13 protein-coding genes are annotated in these 16,304 nt (G+C 57.1%); 6 read left to right on the top strand and 7 right to left on the bottom strand.

Annotated elements, in window-relative coordinates; genetic code table 11:
- Positions 1-28 precede the first annotated feature (28 nt).
- From KVT28_RS19170 to KVT28_RS19150, 5 genes are read right to left on the bottom strand one after another with little or no spacing between them, the layout of a single operon-like run.
- Positions 29-994, bottom strand: coding sequence for a spore coat U domain-containing protein (locus KVT28_RS19170; RefSeq protein WP_217549700.1), 966 nt, complete (start codon positions 992-994; stop codon positions 29-31).
- Positions 991-3,426 carry a fimbria/pilus outer membrane usher protein gene (locus tag KVT28_RS19165; RefSeq protein WP_254633589.1) on the bottom strand — a complete coding sequence of 812 codons (2,436 nt, stop codon included), beginning with the start codon at positions 3,424-3,426 and terminating at the stop codon, positions 991-993. Before KVT28_RS19165 ends, KVT28_RS19170 begins: the two co-directional genes overlap by 4 nt.
- Entirely contained in the window at positions 3,426-4,121 is a 696-nt protein-coding gene (locus tag KVT28_RS19160; RefSeq protein ID WP_101762017.1) for a molecular chaperone, read from the bottom strand. Before KVT28_RS19160 ends, KVT28_RS19165 begins: the two co-directional genes overlap by 1 nt.
- 27 nt (positions 4,122-4,148) lie before the next feature.
- Positions 4,149-4,655 carry a spore coat U domain-containing protein gene (locus KVT28_RS19155; RefSeq protein ID WP_240632893.1) on the bottom strand — a complete coding sequence of 169 codons (507 nt, stop codon included), beginning with the start codon at positions 4,653-4,655 and terminating at the stop codon, positions 4,149-4,151.
- A gap of 26 nt (positions 4,656-4,681) precedes the next feature.
- Positions 4,682-5,251: a spore coat protein U domain-containing protein gene (locus KVT28_RS19150; RefSeq protein WP_101761803.1), complete on the bottom strand. Its 570-nt coding sequence runs from the start codon at positions 5,249-5,251 to the stop codon at positions 4,682-4,684.
- 548 nt (positions 5,252-5,799) lie between these two features.
- Between KVT28_RS19150 and KVT28_RS19145 the strand changes: the two genes are divergently transcribed.
- The 3 genes from KVT28_RS19145 to KVT28_RS19135 all read left to right on the top strand — a co-directional run bounded on the left by KVT28_RS19145 (position 5,800) and on the right by KVT28_RS19135 (position 11,645).
- Positions 5,800-7,902, top strand: coding sequence for a bifunctional diguanylate cyclase/phosphodiesterase (locus tag KVT28_RS19145; RefSeq protein ID WP_217549694.1), 2,103 nt, complete (start codon positions 5,800-5,802; stop codon positions 7,900-7,902).
- A gap of 158 nt (positions 7,903-8,060) precedes the next feature.
- Positions 8,061-10,151: a bifunctional diguanylate cyclase/phosphodiesterase gene (locus KVT28_RS19140; protein ID WP_192412112.1), complete on the top strand. Its 2,091-nt coding sequence runs from the start codon at positions 8,061-8,063 to the stop codon at positions 10,149-10,151.
- A gap of 81 nt (positions 10,152-10,232) precedes the next feature.
- Positions 10,233-11,645, top strand: coding sequence for a PLP-dependent aminotransferase family protein (locus KVT28_RS19135; RefSeq protein ID WP_217549792.1), 1,413 nt, complete (start codon positions 10,233-10,235; stop codon positions 11,643-11,645).
- Here KVT28_RS19135 and KVT28_RS19130 read toward each other — a convergent pair.
- Positions 11,642-12,124, bottom strand: a complete 483-nt coding sequence (locus KVT28_RS19130; RefSeq protein WP_217549692.1) for a YlaC family protein — start codon at positions 12,122-12,124, stop codon at positions 11,642-11,644. The genes KVT28_RS19135 and KVT28_RS19130 overlap by 4 nt on opposite strands.
- A gap of 71 nt (positions 12,125-12,195) precedes the next feature.
- Between KVT28_RS19130 and KVT28_RS19125 the strand changes: the two genes are divergently transcribed.
- Entirely contained in the window at positions 12,196-12,633 is a 438-nt protein-coding gene (locus KVT28_RS19125) for an endonuclease domain-containing protein (RefSeq protein ID WP_233501762.1), read from the top strand.
- A 270-nt stretch (positions 12,634-12,903) separates the two neighbouring features.
- Here KVT28_RS19125 and KVT28_RS19120 read toward each other — a convergent pair whose 3' ends face one another.
- Positions 12,904-14,616: a flagellar biosynthesis protein FlhA gene (locus tag KVT28_RS19120; RefSeq protein ID WP_225614435.1), complete on the bottom strand. Its 1,713-nt coding sequence runs from the start codon at positions 14,614-14,616 to the stop codon at positions 12,904-12,906.
- Between KVT28_RS19120 and KVT28_RS19115 the strand changes: the two genes are divergently transcribed.
- Together KVT28_RS19115 and KVT28_RS19110 are read left to right on the top strand one after the other, a co-directional pair.
- On the top strand, positions 14,594-15,394 hold the full coding sequence (locus KVT28_RS19115; RefSeq protein ID WP_368734932.1) for an OmpA family protein: 801 nt from the start codon (positions 14,594-14,596) through the stop codon (positions 15,392-15,394). The two genes, KVT28_RS19120 and KVT28_RS19115, sit on opposite strands and share 23 nt — an antisense overlap.
- 279 nt (positions 15,395-15,673) lie before the next feature.
- Entirely contained in the window at positions 15,674-16,288 is a 615-nt protein-coding gene (locus KVT28_RS19110) for a cupin domain-containing protein (RefSeq protein ID WP_110867284.1), read from the top strand.
- The last annotated feature ends 16 nt before the right edge of the window (positions 16,289-16,304 follow it).

Genomic DNA, 16,304 nt, shown 5'->3' with positions numbered 1-16,304 from the left:
GCTGGGATGAGGGACAGCGCGCACCCCGCTAAAACGACACATCCACCACCACGCTATCGGTATAATTCCCCGCCGCGGGCGTATTCTGCGTGGTCAAAATCTGCGCCGTATAGGTAAAGTTGCGCGTCACGGTATCCGCATTCAACGATGTCGAGGTGGTGCTGCTCCAGCGATTGGTGCCGGTCGGTCCCCAGCGCGATGTGGTGGTGGTGCCTTTGTAGATGTCATACGCCAGCCGGTTAGTTCCGCTCGCCATCTGCCGCGTGGTGCCGCTGTAGTAACTGCCGTTGCTCAAGCCCACGGTATAAGTGCTGCCCTTCGAACACACCACGTTAATCGTCTGCTGCACCGTTGAGAAACTGCCCACCAAAGGCGCGCTGCCAAAACTGACGTTGGGCGCAGTGATGGTGGTGCAATCGTTGGTCACCACCAGATTCACGGTAATCGGCATCGCCGTGCCGGTGCTGGTTTGCACCGTTCCCACACACAATCCTCCCACGTTTAACCCGGCGCACACCGTATAACTCACGGTAATGGTAATGGTGGTGGTATAGGTGCCGGCGGCGATCACCTGGCCGGGTACGGTGCGGAAGTAGAGCGGAATATTGAAGTTAAGGGTGTTTCCTAACGCCAGCAGCGAGGCGGAACTCCAGCGATAGCTGCCGCCCTGCTGTAATTCGGTGGCGCAGGCGCTGTCGATACACAGCTGAATCGGAATGTTATCGGTGCCGCCGCTGGCGGTTTTCAACACGGCGCGCGTGCCGCTGAGGTTTGAGGCGGTGGTAAAGGCATAGGTGATGTTATCGGAGCCCAGCAGCGAAAGCGTACCCGAACCGCAGTTGACGTTAGTGGTGCTTGAGGTGTTATTCACCGTCGACGCGACGGAAAACGTGGTAACCGATCCGAACGTGGCGGTGGGGGCTGATAAGCTGCACAGCGCATAACTGGTGCCCGGCAGTAAAAACAGCGCCAGCAGGAGCAGAAGCTTTCTCATGGTGAAATCCCTGACGGTGAATTATCCACGCTGCTCACCGCAGAGCCTTGCGGCGGCGGTGGCAGCGGGCAGGTAAGCGGTCCGTAAGTTTCCAGCGCTTTGGGCTGGCCGTCGGCGATAGCCAGTTGCGTATCGCAGCTGCGTCCATCCGGCGTCACCACGTGAATCGGGTTATTAGCACCGAGATCTTCCATCCACACTATGCCGTCCCAGCCGACATATTCGGTGGCCTGATTCGGGCGTAACACCTGGCTGGAAATCGGCAGCGGCTGATGATGACTGTCATGCAGTACCACGCTGGCGGCGCGCAGACGCTCCACCGGGAAATTGAGCAGGTAGCCACTTTTGCGCTTCACCGCAAAGCGTTGTTCAACCTTCGGCGCTGTGCGATCGGCGGGCAGGTCCAGCGTATCGATGTCGTATTTGGCGCCGTAATAGCTGCTGATCGATGGCACCAGCAGATAGCCTTGTTTATCGGTGCGGCCCATGGTCTGGTTCTCATAACGCACCGTGACATCCGGATAATCGGTTTTCACTACTACGAAGGCATCGTTAATGTCGTTGGCAGCGAACACGCGGTTATCCATCAATACCACCGAGCCGGTAAAATCGGCCCATTGCGTGGTGTTGTCGTTATCGCCGTAGAAACCGGCTGAGGTATCAATTTTGTGATTGCGATAACGCAGACTGGCCTGACGATAATCGCCACTGTCGCTGCCCTGATTAGCCCAGGCCGCATCCCAGGAGAAGCCACCGTCGGTGGGCATCGCGCGCGACACATACAGACGCTGGCTGTTATTGCCCTCCTGATCGCGTTCCGTACTTACCGAGGCGCTGCTCTGTTCGCCGAAAGGGATGATCAGCGAAATGGCGCCGCTCCAGTTGCCCTGATCCTGATCGCGGCTGGCGGAGATATACAGGCTGCTGTTGCCCCACAGATTTTTACTCCACGACAGATTTAATAAACGGGTGCGGTCACCGTTGCCGCCGGAGATATCAAAATAAGCCAGGCCAAGGCTGCCGTAGTCACTTAGCGACACGCTGGCGGTGTATTGCGCGCTGCGTCGTGCCAGCGAGTCACTGGTGTTCGCGCTGTCACCACGGCTGCCGACCAACGCGAGATTCCCGAAATCGACGCTGCGAATGATGTGCTGGGTTCCCAGGCTGAACCAACTATTGTTGTACTGATAGCCCCAGCTGTATTGCGTGCCGGGATTACCGTCCATCTGGCTCTGCGCCAGCGCGCCATTCACCACGCCAAAACTGCCGAGCTTCACCAATCCACCCGCGCCGCCCATCGCCACGCTGTCGCTGCCTTCCGCATGGCTCTCCAGCGTCAGCCAGTCGTTCAGCCCGTAGCGATAGGAGCCGCTGGCCGCCGCTGCGCCGTAATCAAAATTGTTGATGCCGTAGTTTTCGCGAATGGCACCGGCGGAGAACGAATAATCGGATAACCCGGTTTTCAGCAAGCTGCTGGAGACGTAAAACGGCAGCGTGGTGGTGACTTGTCGGCCGACCGCATCGGTGGTGGTGATCACTGCATCGCCGGCACCGTTAACGAAAGGGACATTGGTGAGCGACCACGGGCCCGGTTGCACGTCGGCCTGTGTGCTGCGATAGCCGTTGATAAACAGATCGACCGAAGAGGGCACCGCCGCCTGGCCGGAAAAGGCGGGCAGCGGATAGGTCACCAGATCCGGCCGTACGCTGAAGTCGCGGCCAATCTGCACGCCACCCAGCCGCACGCTGTTGCTCCAGCTCAGCGCATCAGTAACCAAATCCCCGGCGCGCCAACTGATCGCTGCGTTCTCGTTTTCATTACTGAACCACGTATCGTAGCGGATATAGCCTTCCTGCTGACCGGCAACGCCACCTTCCAGTTGCTGCACGTAAACGCCGTTGGTAGAAAACTGACCAGCCGGGCCAAACAAGCGCAGTTCGTTCCAGCTGGAGAGGCGCGAACCGGCGTTATCGGTACGGGTGGCGTAAAAGTCATAGTTGAGCAGCGCGCCATTGCTGGCGCGACCGGGAAAGCGCGGTGCATTCTGTAACTGGCCAATGGTTTGACCCGGCAGCCAGGCAGGTGGCACCGTCAATAACAGGCGCTGGCGTCGTTCGTCATACTCCACTTTCGCTCCGCTGAGTTGATTGACATCGATCTGCTGGCCTTGCAGTTTCTCGGCCGGAATACCGGCGCGTTGCAAATCGCCGCGTCGCAACCAGAAATCACCATTCTTACGTTCAACCGGCACGATGTCGCCACGTTCGCCCTGATTCACCACCAGTTCCAGCATGTATTGCTGACCGCTGGCGTTATTCTCCAGCGCAGGCGGCGGTGGCAGTTCGGAGAAGGTCTCCGCGCTGCTACTCATCGGACTGATACAAAGCACGCTGGCGACGGCCAGCGCGCAGGGATGCGGCGTAAACTTCATCAACGCGCGGCCGCGCTGCTCCAGTGACCTTTATTCATTTCGGCCGACAGCTCACCGCTCACGCTGCGGGTTAACGGCCAGCGATGGCTGCTGTTGGCCAGCACATAGCCAAACAAGCCGTTGCCCATTTTGCGTCCGCCAATGGTGACGTTACTTAAGCGCGCGTGGCCATTACCGCGATTAGTCAGCTCCAGCCAGCGTTTGCCGCCGCTGTTCACTTCCTGCCAGCTCAGCTGCGGTTTTGCCGTGTCGCGCGTCACGCCGCTGCCGTAGATGAACAGCGGCACCGAATAGCGCATCTGGAAAGTGAGTCCGGCCTGATTTTCGCCTGGCGTGCGCGGCGTAGGGATCTCATCCAGCACCACGCGAAAGGCCACTTCACGTCCGGCTTCAGGTGGCGTTTGCTTAATTAAACGCACCAGCTGCTTCTGTCCTGGCTCGAGGCGCACCATCGGCGGGCTCGCCACCACTTGCTGCTGGGTTTGATACTGCTCCTGGCCGTTAACCTGCTGCCAGCTGAAGATGCGCACCTGCATCATGGTGGTGGCATTGCCGCGATTCTCCAGCCACAGCTCGCTGGCTTTATCTTCCGGATCAATCGCCGGATCGATCGGCCACACCATCAGCGAATTGGCGGCATGCACCGCAGGCGTTAGGGCCACAAATAACAACAGGATCAGGGCGCGCAGGTTCATCATCTTTCCTCCTTTTAAGTGACGCCATCACCAACTCAGCGTGACGGTTAAAGTGTCGGTATAGGTCCCGGCGCGTGTGGGGCCGGGCAGCGTTAATAAGCCGTAAATCGGCAACGTGATGTTGTTGGCATTGCTGTAGCTCAGCGCCATCGGGCTATTCACCGGAATAGCCGTGGTGTGTGCCGCATTGGTATACAGGCTGTACGCCACGGTATTGGTGTTACTGGTGTGTTTGAGATTGCGCGTGGAGGTGTAATGACTGCCGCCGTTGATGCTCATACTCACGGCGGTGCCTGGCGTGCAGGCGAGCGTGATGGTGGTGCTTTGCACATAGCTGGCGCTGACGCTGCTTGCGGCCACGCCAGATTGGGTACCAAAATTAAGCGTGCCGAATACCCCGGTATTGGTTCCGGAGACAACACAGCCTGCCACTACTGATGCTGAAACCTGAAACGTTGCGGTCGGCAACCCCCAGGCGGAGACGCTCCCTATCAGCAGGGCAAGGCCGCCTGCACTGTGCACCCACCGCTGCACCACGGCCTCCCTGATTATCCTTTCCCTCAGTAATTCACCGCCACGTTGATGGTGTCGGTGTAGGTCCCTGCCGGAATCAAGGGGTTAAACCCGCCGCCCACAACCTGACCGTAAATGGCGTAGTTGGTCCCGAGTGTGGGATCGGTGGTACCACTGGCAGCGATATTGGTGTTGTTGGCGATGGCGGTAGTGAATGCGGCGTCGCTATACAGCGTATAGGCAATGCCTTGCGTATTGTTGGAGCCGAGGATCAGGTAGCGTGGCTGGCCACTCACCGTGCCGTAAACGGTCGCCGGTGCAGCGTTGCTGCTGGTGACCTGCACGTTGAAAGTTTGTCCGGTGGTGCAGCGAACAAAGATGCCGTTACCTGCTGCGCCAACCAGGGTGGCGTTGAGCGTATCAAAAGTGGCTGCGCTGCTACCAAAGTTCAGGGTACCGAAGTTCACTCCCGCCGTGGCCGATTGACCGTTCACCAAACAACCGGTGGTCAGCGTCAACGTCGCATTGATGGTTCCCGTTGTGGTGGCGGCAAAAACAGCATGAGGTGCCAGTGCGGCGCTTAGGCTAGACGCCACAAGAAAAAGCTTGAGTTTCATAATCATTCCTTACTGATTATCCAAGGTCAGTGCTTTTTCACCTGGTCATACATTTATGGAAATACATCCGAAATCAAACAAGAGCCGCAAGGGACTCGACAGCGTAAGCGCCTGCCGCCTAAGAAAATTCCTGGATGGCGGATTAATGATTTATATCAGTTTTCTTTACTATAGATCAGCAAATTGGCCCCTGTATGCAGATGGTTCAATTTTTCCCTAATCAATTCACACTTTTCGCCGATAACTCAGTAATCACAAGGGGTAGCGAGCGGTTAAAAAAACCAAATAGACGATGATTTCACCCTCTACCGCGCGCTTCGGTTCAATGTTATGTTCGTGCATTAATCAGATATTATTAATTTTTTGCTTAACGACTGACGATGAAAATAAAAAAAATCCGCACGACAACTCCAGATTTTTCTGGACCAGTTCTGTATTGAACTGCGCCGCAGGGGGACATTAATCGCCCTTGATCGGCGCTTTATCATTCTTGTTTTGTTTTGACGACACCGCACCCGCTCCGCAGCGGGTGGAGTTTAGGAGCGCACATGCTGCTGGTTACCTGGGATAGCGTTCTGGTTACCGTTTCACTGATCGTGGCCTTCATTGCCGCGTTCACCGCCTTAGATACCGCCGGGCGCGTGGCCGTTTCACGCGGTTATCTGGCAACACTGTGGTTGATCGGCGGGGGCACCGCGATGGGCATCGGCGTGTGGGCAATGCACTTTATTGGCATGCTGGCGATGATGATGCCAATGACCATGCGCTACAACGTCGAGCTGACCGCCATCTCATTGCTGGTGGCGATTATCAGCGCCATCTTCGCCTTTGCGCAGGGCGTGCAGGGCAGTCATCTCACCCGACGCCGCTTAATTCGCGGCACCCTTATCATGGGAAGCGGCATCATTGTCATGCACTACCTCGGCATGAACGCGCTGATGATTGCCACCCCGATTTACTGGAATCTGCCGCTGGTGGCGCTCTCGGTGCTGATTGCCTACGCAGCATCAGGTGCGGCGTTATGGCTGGCCTTTCATCTGCGCCAGGGCGAAAGCCTGCTGCTGCTGCGCGCCTGTGCAGCACTGGTGATGGGCATTGCGATTGCCGGCATGCATTACACCGGCATGGCGGCAGCAGAATTCGTTATGCCGGTGAGCATGCAACATCACGGCGCCAGCGAAGAGGGAATGGCGGTGTGGGTCACGATTATCACGCTGAGCATTCTGGGGCTGATGTTGCTGATCTCGATGCTGGATGCACAACTGCGTGCCGCGCGTCTCGCTGCCAAACTCAAGCGCGCCAACAGCGAGCTGCGCCAGCTGGCGATGCATGACAACCTCACCGCGTTGCCAAATCGCGTGATGCTAGAGCAGCAACTCACCACGGCGATCAAGCAGGCGACGCTGCAGGATGAAAACTTCGCGCTGATGTTCATGGATCTCGATGGTTTCAAAGCCATTAACGACACATGGGGCCATCACGTTGGCGACCGCTTGCTGATCGCGGTAGCCGATCGTTTGCGCGATGAACTGAGTGAGGAGATTCTTTTGGCGCGTCTGGGCGGCGATGAATTCGTCATACTGTGCCCGCAATTTCATCTGCATCAGGCCAGCAAACTGGCGCAGCGTTTGGTTCAAATCATTGATGCGCCTTTCGAACTCGATCGCTATTCGCTGCGCGTCTCGCTCAGCGTCGGTATCGTTATCTTCCCGCTGCATGGTCGCAGCCAGCAGGAGCTGATGTTCAACGCCGACTCCGCCATGTATCACACCAAACACAGCGGGCGTAACGGCTGGTGCCTGTTTGAACCGGCGATGAGCGCGGTGGCGCAGCATCAGTTGGCGCTGGCTAACGATCTGTGGAACGCGCTGGAGTATCAGGAGATGCGCCTGTTCTATCAGCCAAAATTCCGCGCGGGCGGCACCGTATTGATGGGCTTCGAGGCGCTGCTGCGCTGGCAGCATCCGCGTCGCGGCCTGCTGATGCCCGATATGTTTCTGGCGCGCGCCGAGAAAACCGGGCAAATTGTCGCGCTGGGTAACTGGGTGATCAATGAAGCCTGCCGCCAGCTGAAGCAGTGGCACGATGAAGGTAACGGCGACTGGACGGTATCGGTCAATCTCTCGGCTCTGCAGTTTCAGCAGCGTGATTTGATTGAGAGCGTGCGCCAGGCATTGCAGCGCCATCAAATTCCTGACGGGGCGTTGATGCTGGAAATTACCGAGAACATTGCGATGCGCGATCCGCAGTTCAGCCAGCAGCGCATTGCCGAACTGCATCGTCTTGGGGTGAAAGTGGCGATTGATAACTTCGGCATCGGCTACGCCAACTTGCTGCACTTGAAACACCTCGAAGCCAGCGAGTTGAAAATCGACCGCGCCTTTATCAACAGTTTGCGCGCCGGCAGCGAAGACGCCACGGTGGTCACTGCGATGTTGACGCTGGCACAAACGCTTAACCTGCGCATGGTGGCGGAAGGGGTCGAAACCGAGGAGCAACAGCGTTTGCTCACCGGGTTAGGCTTCGACACGCTGCAAGGTTATCTGCTCGGCAAGCCCACGCCAGCCGATCGCATCGGTGAATTTACCGCTGCGCTTGCGGTGCCGCTGGCCTTTAGCGATAACGTGGTGCCGCTGGCGGGCGCGCAATAAACAATTTTTAGTTTCTTCCCCATCGGAAGGTTTCATCGTTCAAAAATTCATATCGGCAGTTACGCTGCCGATAATTCCTACAATAAAACCAATAGACCGCACTTTTTTAACAACAACACCACAGCTGACTTACACCGGCTTTTACTTGGGAAATCACTATGTTAGTGACTTCGTACGATTCGTTTACCGTCATCGTCTCGATTCTGGTAGCGATGCTGGCCTCGTTTACTGCGCTTGATATGGCAGGGCGCGTGGCTTCCTCAACTGGCAAGGTGGCGCTGGTTTGGTTATTCGGCGGTGGATTCGCTATGGGCGTGGGCATCTGGGCGATGCACTTCATTGGCATGCTGTCGATGAGCCTCGATATGGTCATGAGCTATGATCCTACGCTCACCGTCACCTCCATGGTGGTGGCGGTATTAGCCTCGGTTTTTGCGCTGTGGCTGGTGTGCTCAACGCCGACCTTGCCGTGGCTGCGACTGTGTGGCGGTGCTGTGGTGCTGGGTTCCGGCGTTGTAGCAATGCACTACACCGGCATGGCGGCGCTGATGTTTACGCCCGGCATCACCTGGAATTGGGGTTGGGTGGCGGCATCGGTGGCGATTGCGCTGGTGGCCTCAGGCGCCGCGCTCTGGCTGGCGTTTAACCTGCGCGAAGGTCACGGCCGCGTCACCGCGCTGCGGTTAGGCGCCTCCGTGGTGATGGGCTGTGCGATTGCCGGCATGCACTACACCGGCATGGCGGCGGCCAATTTCCCGATGCACAGCCATGCGACGCACATGGGCGTAAACAGCAACTGGCTGGCGGTGGTGGTGACGGTGGTGACGCTAGCGATCCTCGGCATTACTTTGCTGGTCTCAATGCTCGATGCACGTCTGCAAGCGCGCACCTCGATCCTTGCCCACTCGCTGGCGGAAGCCAACCGTGAGCTGGCACAGCTGGCGCTACACGATAACCTGACGCGTCTGCCCAACCGTATTTTGTTGGAAGATCGTCTGGAGCAAGCCCTCAATAAAGCCAACCGTGAGAAAACGCAGTTTGCGCTGATGTTTATGGATCTGGATGGCTTCAAAGCGGTAAATGACGCTTTTGGCCATCACGTGGGCGACAACCTGCTGATTGGCGTGACCGAGCGCATGACCGAACAGATGAAAGGGCACTACACGCTGGCGCGCATGGGCGGCGACGAGTTTGTGCTGCTGCTGGAAATTGATGAACCCAATGATGCCGCAGCGGTTGCTGATACGCTGGTGAAAGCGGTGGATCGCCCATTCGATATCTCGCGCTACGAGCTGGTGGTGTCGCTGAGTATTGGAATTGCGGTTTACCCTGGTGACGGCAAAGATGATCGCGAGCTGATGTTCAACGCCGATGCCGCCATGTATCACACCAAGAACAACGGCCGCAACGGTTACACCTTCTTCCAGCCGTCAATGAACACGCTGGCGCAGTCGCAATTGCAGCTGAACAACGATCTGTGGCAAGCGCTGGATAACGAAGAGTTACGCCTGTTCTATCAGCCCAAATACTGCGCGCCGAGCGGCCCGATCCTTGGCTTTGAAGCGCTGCTGCGCTGGCAGCATCCTTCACGCGGTCTGCTGGCGCCGGACGCCTTTCTGCCGATGGCGGAAAAGACCGGCATGATCATTAACATCGGCAACTGGGTGATCAACGAAGCCTGTCGCCAGCTGCGTGCCTGGCATCTGCAGGGCCACCCGCACTGGTCGGTGGCGGTCAATTTGTCGGCTGTACAATTTGAGCAAAGCAATCTGGTGGAAACCGTCACCGAGGCGCTGACGCAGCACCAGATTCCGGCTGAACTTTTGACGCTGGAAGTGACCGAAACCACGGCGATGCGCGATCCGGAAGAGAGCGTGCGTATCCTCACCGAACTCACCAACATGGGCGTAAAAGCCTCGATTGATGATTTCGGCACCGGCTACTCCAGCTTGTTGTATCTCAAGCGGTTACCGGCCAGCGAGCTGAAAATCGATCGCGCTTTTGTTAATGAACTGCAGGCGCATTCGGAAGATGCCACCATCGTCTCCGCCATTGTCGCGCTGGCGCAGTCGTTGCATCTGAAAGTGGTCGCCGAAGGGGTAGAAACCCAGGATCAACAGGCGTTCCTCACCGGTTTAGGCTGCGATACGTTGCAGGGCTATTTACTGGGTAAACCGGTGCCGCCGGAACGCATTGGCGAGTTGCCGAATTTTTATCAAGAAGAGTTAGCGCTGGAGCAGGTGCCTTAACGCCTTCATTCCCTCTCCCGCTTGCGGGAGAGGGTTAGGGTGAGGGAAACTAGCCGCCAAATCCTCTACATCGGAGTTCGGGTGGCGAAATATCAGCAGTTGGTCGAGCAGCTTCGCATGCAAATCGAGGCGCGCATCTGGCCGCCGGGCGAAAAACTGCCGTCGCTACGTCAGCAGGCGGAGCAGAGCGGGTTGAGCCTGATGACGGTGATGCACGCCTATGAAGTGCTGGAGAGTCAGGGCTGGATCGTCTCAAAGCCGCAATCCGGCTATTACGTGGCGCCGCGCGCCGCCGAAAGCCGTCCGCGACTGCCCACGCAAGAGATCGGCAAAACCGATCAGGCGGATACCAACAGCTTCGTGTTCGACGTGCTGCAAGCCACGCGCAATCCTGCCATCATGCCGTTTGGCTCAGCCTTTCCCGATCCCGAACTCTTCCCGCAGCGCCAGCTGATGCGCTCGCTGGTAAAAGTCTCACACAACTTAAAGCCCACCGATGCGCTCAACAACCTGCCGCCAGGCAATGAAGCGCTGCGCAAAATTCTCGCCCAGCGCTACGCACAGCAGGGCATCACGCTGTCGCCGGATGACATCGTCATCACCAATGGCGCAATGGAAGCGCTCAACCTCAGCCTGCAAGCCGTCACCGAACCCGGTGATTGGGTGATCCTCGAAAACCCGTCGTTTTATGGTGCGCTCCAGGCGATTGAACGCCTGAAGCTGAACGCGATTGCCATCGCCAGCGATGTCGAACACGGTATGGATTTGCAGGAGCTGGAGCAGGCCTTGCAGCGCTGGCCGGTGAAAGCCTGCTGGCTGATGACCAACCGGCAAAATCCGCTCGGCTTTACCCTGAGCGCCGAGCGCAAGCAGCAATTGGTAGAACTGCTGGCGCGCTACAACGTGGCGATGATTGAAGACGATGTGTATGGCGATCTGTATGAAGGCCATGACAAACCGCTGCCGGCTAAAGCTTTTGATCTTGATGGCAACGTGCTGCACTGCGGCAGTTTCTCGAAGAATCTGGTGGCGGGATTTCGTGTCGGTTGGGTCGCGGCCGGACGTCATGCGCAGCGCGTGCAGCGTATTCAGTTGATGAGCACGCTTTCGACCAGCGCGCCGATGCAGCTGGCACTGGCCGATTTCCTCAGCACGCGCAGCTACGATACGCATTTAAAAAAGCTAAGGCAGACGCTGGCTAAACGTAAGCAGCTGGCGCAACAGGCGCTGCGCCGTGTGTTGCCGGCCGATGCCAGTATCAGCGATACGCCGGGCGGTTATTTTCTCTGGGTTGCGCTGCCAGTGCAGATCAATACCACTGAGCTGTATCATTTGGCCTTGCAGCAGGGCATCAGCATCGCGCCCGGCCAGCTGTTTTCCAGCCGCGAGGGCTTCAGCCACTGTTTCCGCTTCAACACCGCCTGGCCGTGGGATGCACGGGCCGAGGCGGCGGTAGAGACGTTGGGAAAACTGATTGGCACGCTAAACGGTTAAACCTGGGCCGCCTGCTGGTGGCCCCAGGTGAGATAGTAAACGTCGTAGAAATCCACTTCACCTTTCTGCTTCATCAGGCGATCAATGCCGCTGCGTACGCGCTCCGGCGTCTGGGGGTTATCGAGGATCTTATCCAGTGCTTGTTGAGAAACCGGCTGCACGTAATACCATTCGCCGTTATAACAAACGCGCAAATCCAGCGTGTCGATATCTTCGAAGCGATACTTCGGGTTGATATCCATCAGCATCAGCACGCTCATCACCACCACAAACACCGTGGCAAACCAGAACGCTGGCCAGCCGAGCATGTCGGTTGAAAAGATCAGCGCCACGCACAGCGCGTAGCACAGATACATAATGGCCCAGAGCCCCGGATGGGTTTTGAGGAAGGAAAAGCTAAAGCGCGGCAAATTATCACGCTGTCCTTCGCGGTTCAGCGTGGCGATTTCGTCGAGCAGGATTTGTTTGATCGCGTCCATTGTTCACCTCTAATTATCACTGCCTGCCAGTAAAGCACATAACAGTGAAGCGAATTAGAGACAGATTCGCTGTGTTTTTTTATAACAGTTGCGATGTGTTGCTCAAGATTGCACTGCATGCGTTGAGATTGAGCCATTGCGGAAACAAGATGCGCTTTTTCAGGATGAATAACATGCGACATCATGTGCTGCGCGCGAAGGAACTGAGAAATAACATGACGCCAGCAGAGCGAAAGCTATGGTCTGTGCTGCGTGCCAGACAATGTGGCGGTATGCGATTTCGCCGACAGTACCCTTTCGGCCCGTATATTTTGGATTTCGCCTGCCTGGAGAAGCGGCTAACGATTGAACTCGATGGATCGCAACATGGTGAAACTATCAGATATGACGATGAACGTACGCAACGGTTAAATAGACATGGCTGGCGGGTGCTGAGATTTTGGAATCATGAGGTGATGCTGCAGCCGGACGCGGTTTTTGCGGTGATTATGGCGGCGCGGGAGGGTTAGTGCTAGTGGTGCCTGGATCGTGCTCGCTGTTAGATTTCGCTCGTGCTTGCTGTCCCCCTCCTCGGTTGGTGCTTGCTGTCCCCCTCCTCGGTCCTCCCCCATAAATGGGGGAGGAAGACGCTGCCATATGTGAGTTCTGAAGCTGCATGTGGCAGCGTCTCCTTCCCCCGCTTGCGGGGGAAGGCCGGGATGGGGGACAGCCAGCACAATCTGGGGACAGCCCGCACGATCTCCATACAGCCAGCACGATCCGGAGACAGCCAGCACGATCTAACTCACCTGACCCACAATCTGCAAATTCGCATCATCGGGCACTTCGTTGTACGACAACACATTCAATCCATTGGCAAACAGACGGGCGTAGCGCGCAATCAGCGGGCGCAATTGCGGTGTTACCAGCAGCACCTGCGTCAGGTTCTGCGCTTTCAACTGCTCCACCATCACCGGCAGCGTGCTCTGCAGCTGCGTCAGGATATTCGGATCAACCGGGAAGCTATCCAGCGCCACTTTGCCGGCTTGCTGTGCCTGATTCAGCGCCGCCAGCAGCAGATTCTCCAGGCTGTTTTCCAGCGTATAAGCCGACAGCGGTTTGTTGTCCGGCGCAATCGCCGCCACCATGGCGCGACGCAGGGCATAGCGCACATCGGAAGTCAGCAGGATCGGATCTTTGGTGATCGCCGCGCTCTCCAGCAACGTCGTCGCGATGGTGGTGATGTCTTTCAGCGACACCTGATCGTTCAGCAGCAGACGATACACTTTCAGCTGCAAGCTGTAGTTCACCGCTGCGTTCACATCTTCCGACAGCTTAGGCGCCACATTCGCCAGACGCTGATGCAGCTGAGTGATGTCATCGTAGTTAAACAGCTCCGGCAGATTCTCGCGCACCACTTTATTCACATGGGTGGCCACCACGCTGGCGCAATCCACCACCTGATAACCCAGGTTCAGCGCTTTGGCTTTCTGCTCGGGCAGAATCCACGTCACCGCCATGCCGTAGGCCGGATCGGTATCCAACACGCCATCGATTTCGCCGTACTGTTCCGGCGTCGGGATCGCCATCAGACGATCGGCATGCACTTCGCCGACGGCGGTGCGCACGCCATTGATCTTGATTGCGTACTGCGCCGGCTTGAGATGGAAATCTTCGCGCAGCGCAATCTCCGGCAGCAGCACGCCGCTGGTTTCCGACACCACTTGCCGCACGCCACGCATACGCAGCGTCAGCGGCGCACCTTTGCCTTTATCCACCAGCGTCACCAGCTTGTAGCCAAGATTCAGCCCGATCGGCTCAACCATCGGGATAGTGTCCCAACCGATGGCGGGCTGATCGTCCGGCTGCGTCAGCGCCTGGCTGATCGCTTCCATAGCGTGATGATCTTGCGTCGGCGCTTTGATTTTCTGGCTTTGACGCCACGCAGCGAACAGCAGCAGGCCGGTAAATACCAGGAACACCAGATGCGGCATGCCCGGCACCACCGCCAGCACAAACATCACGGCCGCAGCGGTATACAGCGTACCTGGCTTAGCCAGCAGCTGAGACTTGATGTCATCGCCCATGTCCGCACCATCGCTGATGCGCGTCACGATAATCGCCGCCGCCGTTGAGAGCAGCAGTGAAGGAATTTGTCCGACTAAGCCATCACCGATGGTCAGCAGGACATATTGTTCAAACGCTTGTCCTGCCGGTAAACCGTATTTGAATACGCCAATCAAAATACCGCCAACCACGTTAATCAGCAGGATCATGATGCCGGCGATGGCGTCGCCGCGTACGAATTTGGACGCGCCATCCATTGCACCGTAAAAGTCGGCTTCGTTTGCCACATCCTGGCGACGCGTGCGCGCCTGTTCCTGATTGATTAACCCGGCATTGAGATCGGCATCGATCGCCATCTGTTTGCCTGGCAACGCATCAAGCGTAAAGCGCGCCGAGACTTCAGATATACGTTCGGCACCTTTGGTGACCACCACAAAGTTGATCATGGGCGCGGTGAGTGAAGAGGAGCGTAAAGAGATCGTCGCGCAATTGAACGGCACGTCGGTTTTTGATGGCACCAATTTCAATCCTTTTGACGTTGAGAACTCCGGCGGATCGGCGATTATCGGCGAAACCATGGCAATTTCCCCGCCGACGCAAACAGCGACTGTCAGCCCAGGTAAAGCTGACATCAGTTTGAACGCCGGCAGCAAGCCACAGGAAGATTTAGACAGCGTGCTGTCACGCTCGGATGCGGAGTTGGTGCTGCTACATAACCAGCTGCAACGGATGATCAGCAGCTATAACGCGCAAAATTACCTGATGCTGGAAACCTTGCCACAAGGGCTGCGTATTCTGATTCAGGACGATCAAGATCGCATGATGTTCCCACGTGGTAGCGCGGTGCTAACGCCATTCTTCCAGAAACTGCTGACCGAGCTCGGCCCGGTGTTTAACCGCATCGACAACAAAATCATGATCAGCGGCCACACCGATGCCGCGCAGTACAGCGGCAACGCCGCCTACAACAACTGGAATCTGTCGGGCGATCGTGCGCTGGCGGCACGCCGCGCGCTGGAGCGTGGCGGGCTGGAGAGTGCGCGCGTATTGCAGGTTAATGCCATGGCGTCACGCATGCCGCGCGATCATGACGATCCCATGAGTGCGCGTAATCGCCGCATTGAAATTCTGGTGTTAACCGATGCCGCTGCAGAAACCCTGTTCCAGTTTTATGGCCGCGAAGGGGAGAATGTTGTGAAACCTATCGCTGAGCGCCTGCGATAACCTGTCAGTGCCTTTGAATCGCTTTTTTTGATTCGGCCGGTGGCGAAATCCACCGGTTTTTTTTGCATTAAATTCATGCCGCTTTGCGGCCTGGTGCGCATAAATGCGCGCCAGTTAGGGCGACCCTCATTCACCCGCACGAGATGTTAATTATGTTGCTAATAAATTTGGCTTTAGTTAGCTAAATCATTCTTTTTTGTGAATTTTGTTGGTGGGCGCACATTGCAATGCCACTTTGGTAAGCCACAATTAAGCATCGTGATTAACCGGAGAAAGAGTATGACTGCCAACCACTCCAGCCTGCTGTTACTGATGTCTTTCGCCGCCGGCACCTTTTCCGCTGGATCCTCCAGCAATCCGCAACATCTGATGTTGTCGCTGCCGTCGGGTGGCGTGCCCAACAGCCCGCTGCCGCTGATCATCTGGCCCGGCATTGTGCCGTATGACGATGAAAACCCTACGGAAGATAGCGCCGCCTGGTTTGAAAAAACCTTTACCCGCAACGGCTGGCCCGCCGCATGGCGCGCGCCGATCTTTCCCTATACGCATTACCATCCGAACACCCATGAAGTGCTGGGTGTTGCGGCTGGCTGGGCGGAAGTGCTATTCGGCGGCGACAGCGGTCGCATGGTGACGCTGCGTGAAGGCGATGCGGTACTGATCCCGGCGGGCGTCGGCCACAAACAGGTGTTTGCCTCAGAGGATTTTTTCACCGTTGGCGCCTATCCTGAAGGCATGTCCCCGGAAACCGTGCGTGATGAGCCGTCGCGTTTACGTACGTCGAAGGAGAAGATCCAGCAGGTGCCGCTGCCATCCCGCGATCCTTTTACCGGTGGCGAAGGCGCGATGACGGAGATCTGGCTGCCAATCGCGCAGCAGCTAATGCACCAGTAAAGTGCAAAACAGCCAT

The sequence above is a fragment of the Pantoea sp. GbtcB22 genome (genome assembly GCF_019091025.1).
In the GTDB taxonomy this organism is placed as follows: Bacteria; Pseudomonadota; Gammaproteobacteria; order Enterobacterales; family Enterobacteriaceae; genus Pantoea; species Pantoea leporis.
This window is presented reverse-complemented; position numbering and strand designations above follow the sequence as displayed.

What these genes read in the sequence shown, in the direction of transcription:
- KVT28_RS19170 (WP_217549700.1), bottom strand. Translation starts at nt 994, where the DNA reads ATGAGAAAGCTTCTGCTCCTGCTGGCGCTGTTTTTACTGCCGGGCACC.
- KVT28_RS19165 (WP_254633589.1), bottom strand. Translation starts at nt 3,426, where the DNA reads ATGAAGTTTACGCCGCATCCCTGCGCGCTGGCCGTCGCCAGCGTGCTT.
- KVT28_RS19160 (WP_101762017.1), bottom strand. Translation starts at nt 4,121, where the DNA reads ATGAACCTGCGCGCCCTGATCCTGTTGTTATTTGTGGCCCTAACGCCT.
- KVT28_RS19150 (WP_101761803.1), bottom strand. Translation starts at nt 5,251, where the DNA reads ATGAAACTCAAGCTTTTTCTTGTGGCGTCTAGCCTAAGCGCCGCACTG.
- KVT28_RS19145 (WP_217549694.1), top strand. Translation starts at nt 5,800, where the DNA reads ATGCTGCTGGTTACCTGGGATAGCGTTCTGGTTACCGTTTCACTGATC.
- KVT28_RS19140 (WP_192412112.1), top strand. Translation starts at nt 8,061, where the DNA reads ATGTTAGTGACTTCGTACGATTCGTTTACCGTCATCGTCTCGATTCTG.
- KVT28_RS19130 (WP_217549692.1), bottom strand. Translation starts at nt 12,124, where the DNA reads ATGGACGCGATCAAACAAATCCTGCTCGACGAAATCGCCACGCTGAAC.
- KVT28_RS19120 (WP_225614435.1), bottom strand. Translation starts at nt 14,616, where the DNA reads ATGATCAACTTTGTGGTGGTCACCAAAGGTGCCGAACGTATATCTGAA.
- KVT28_RS19110 (WP_110867284.1), top strand. Translation starts at nt 15,674, where the DNA reads ATGACTGCCAACCACTCCAGCCTGCTGTTACTGATGTCTTTCGCCGCC.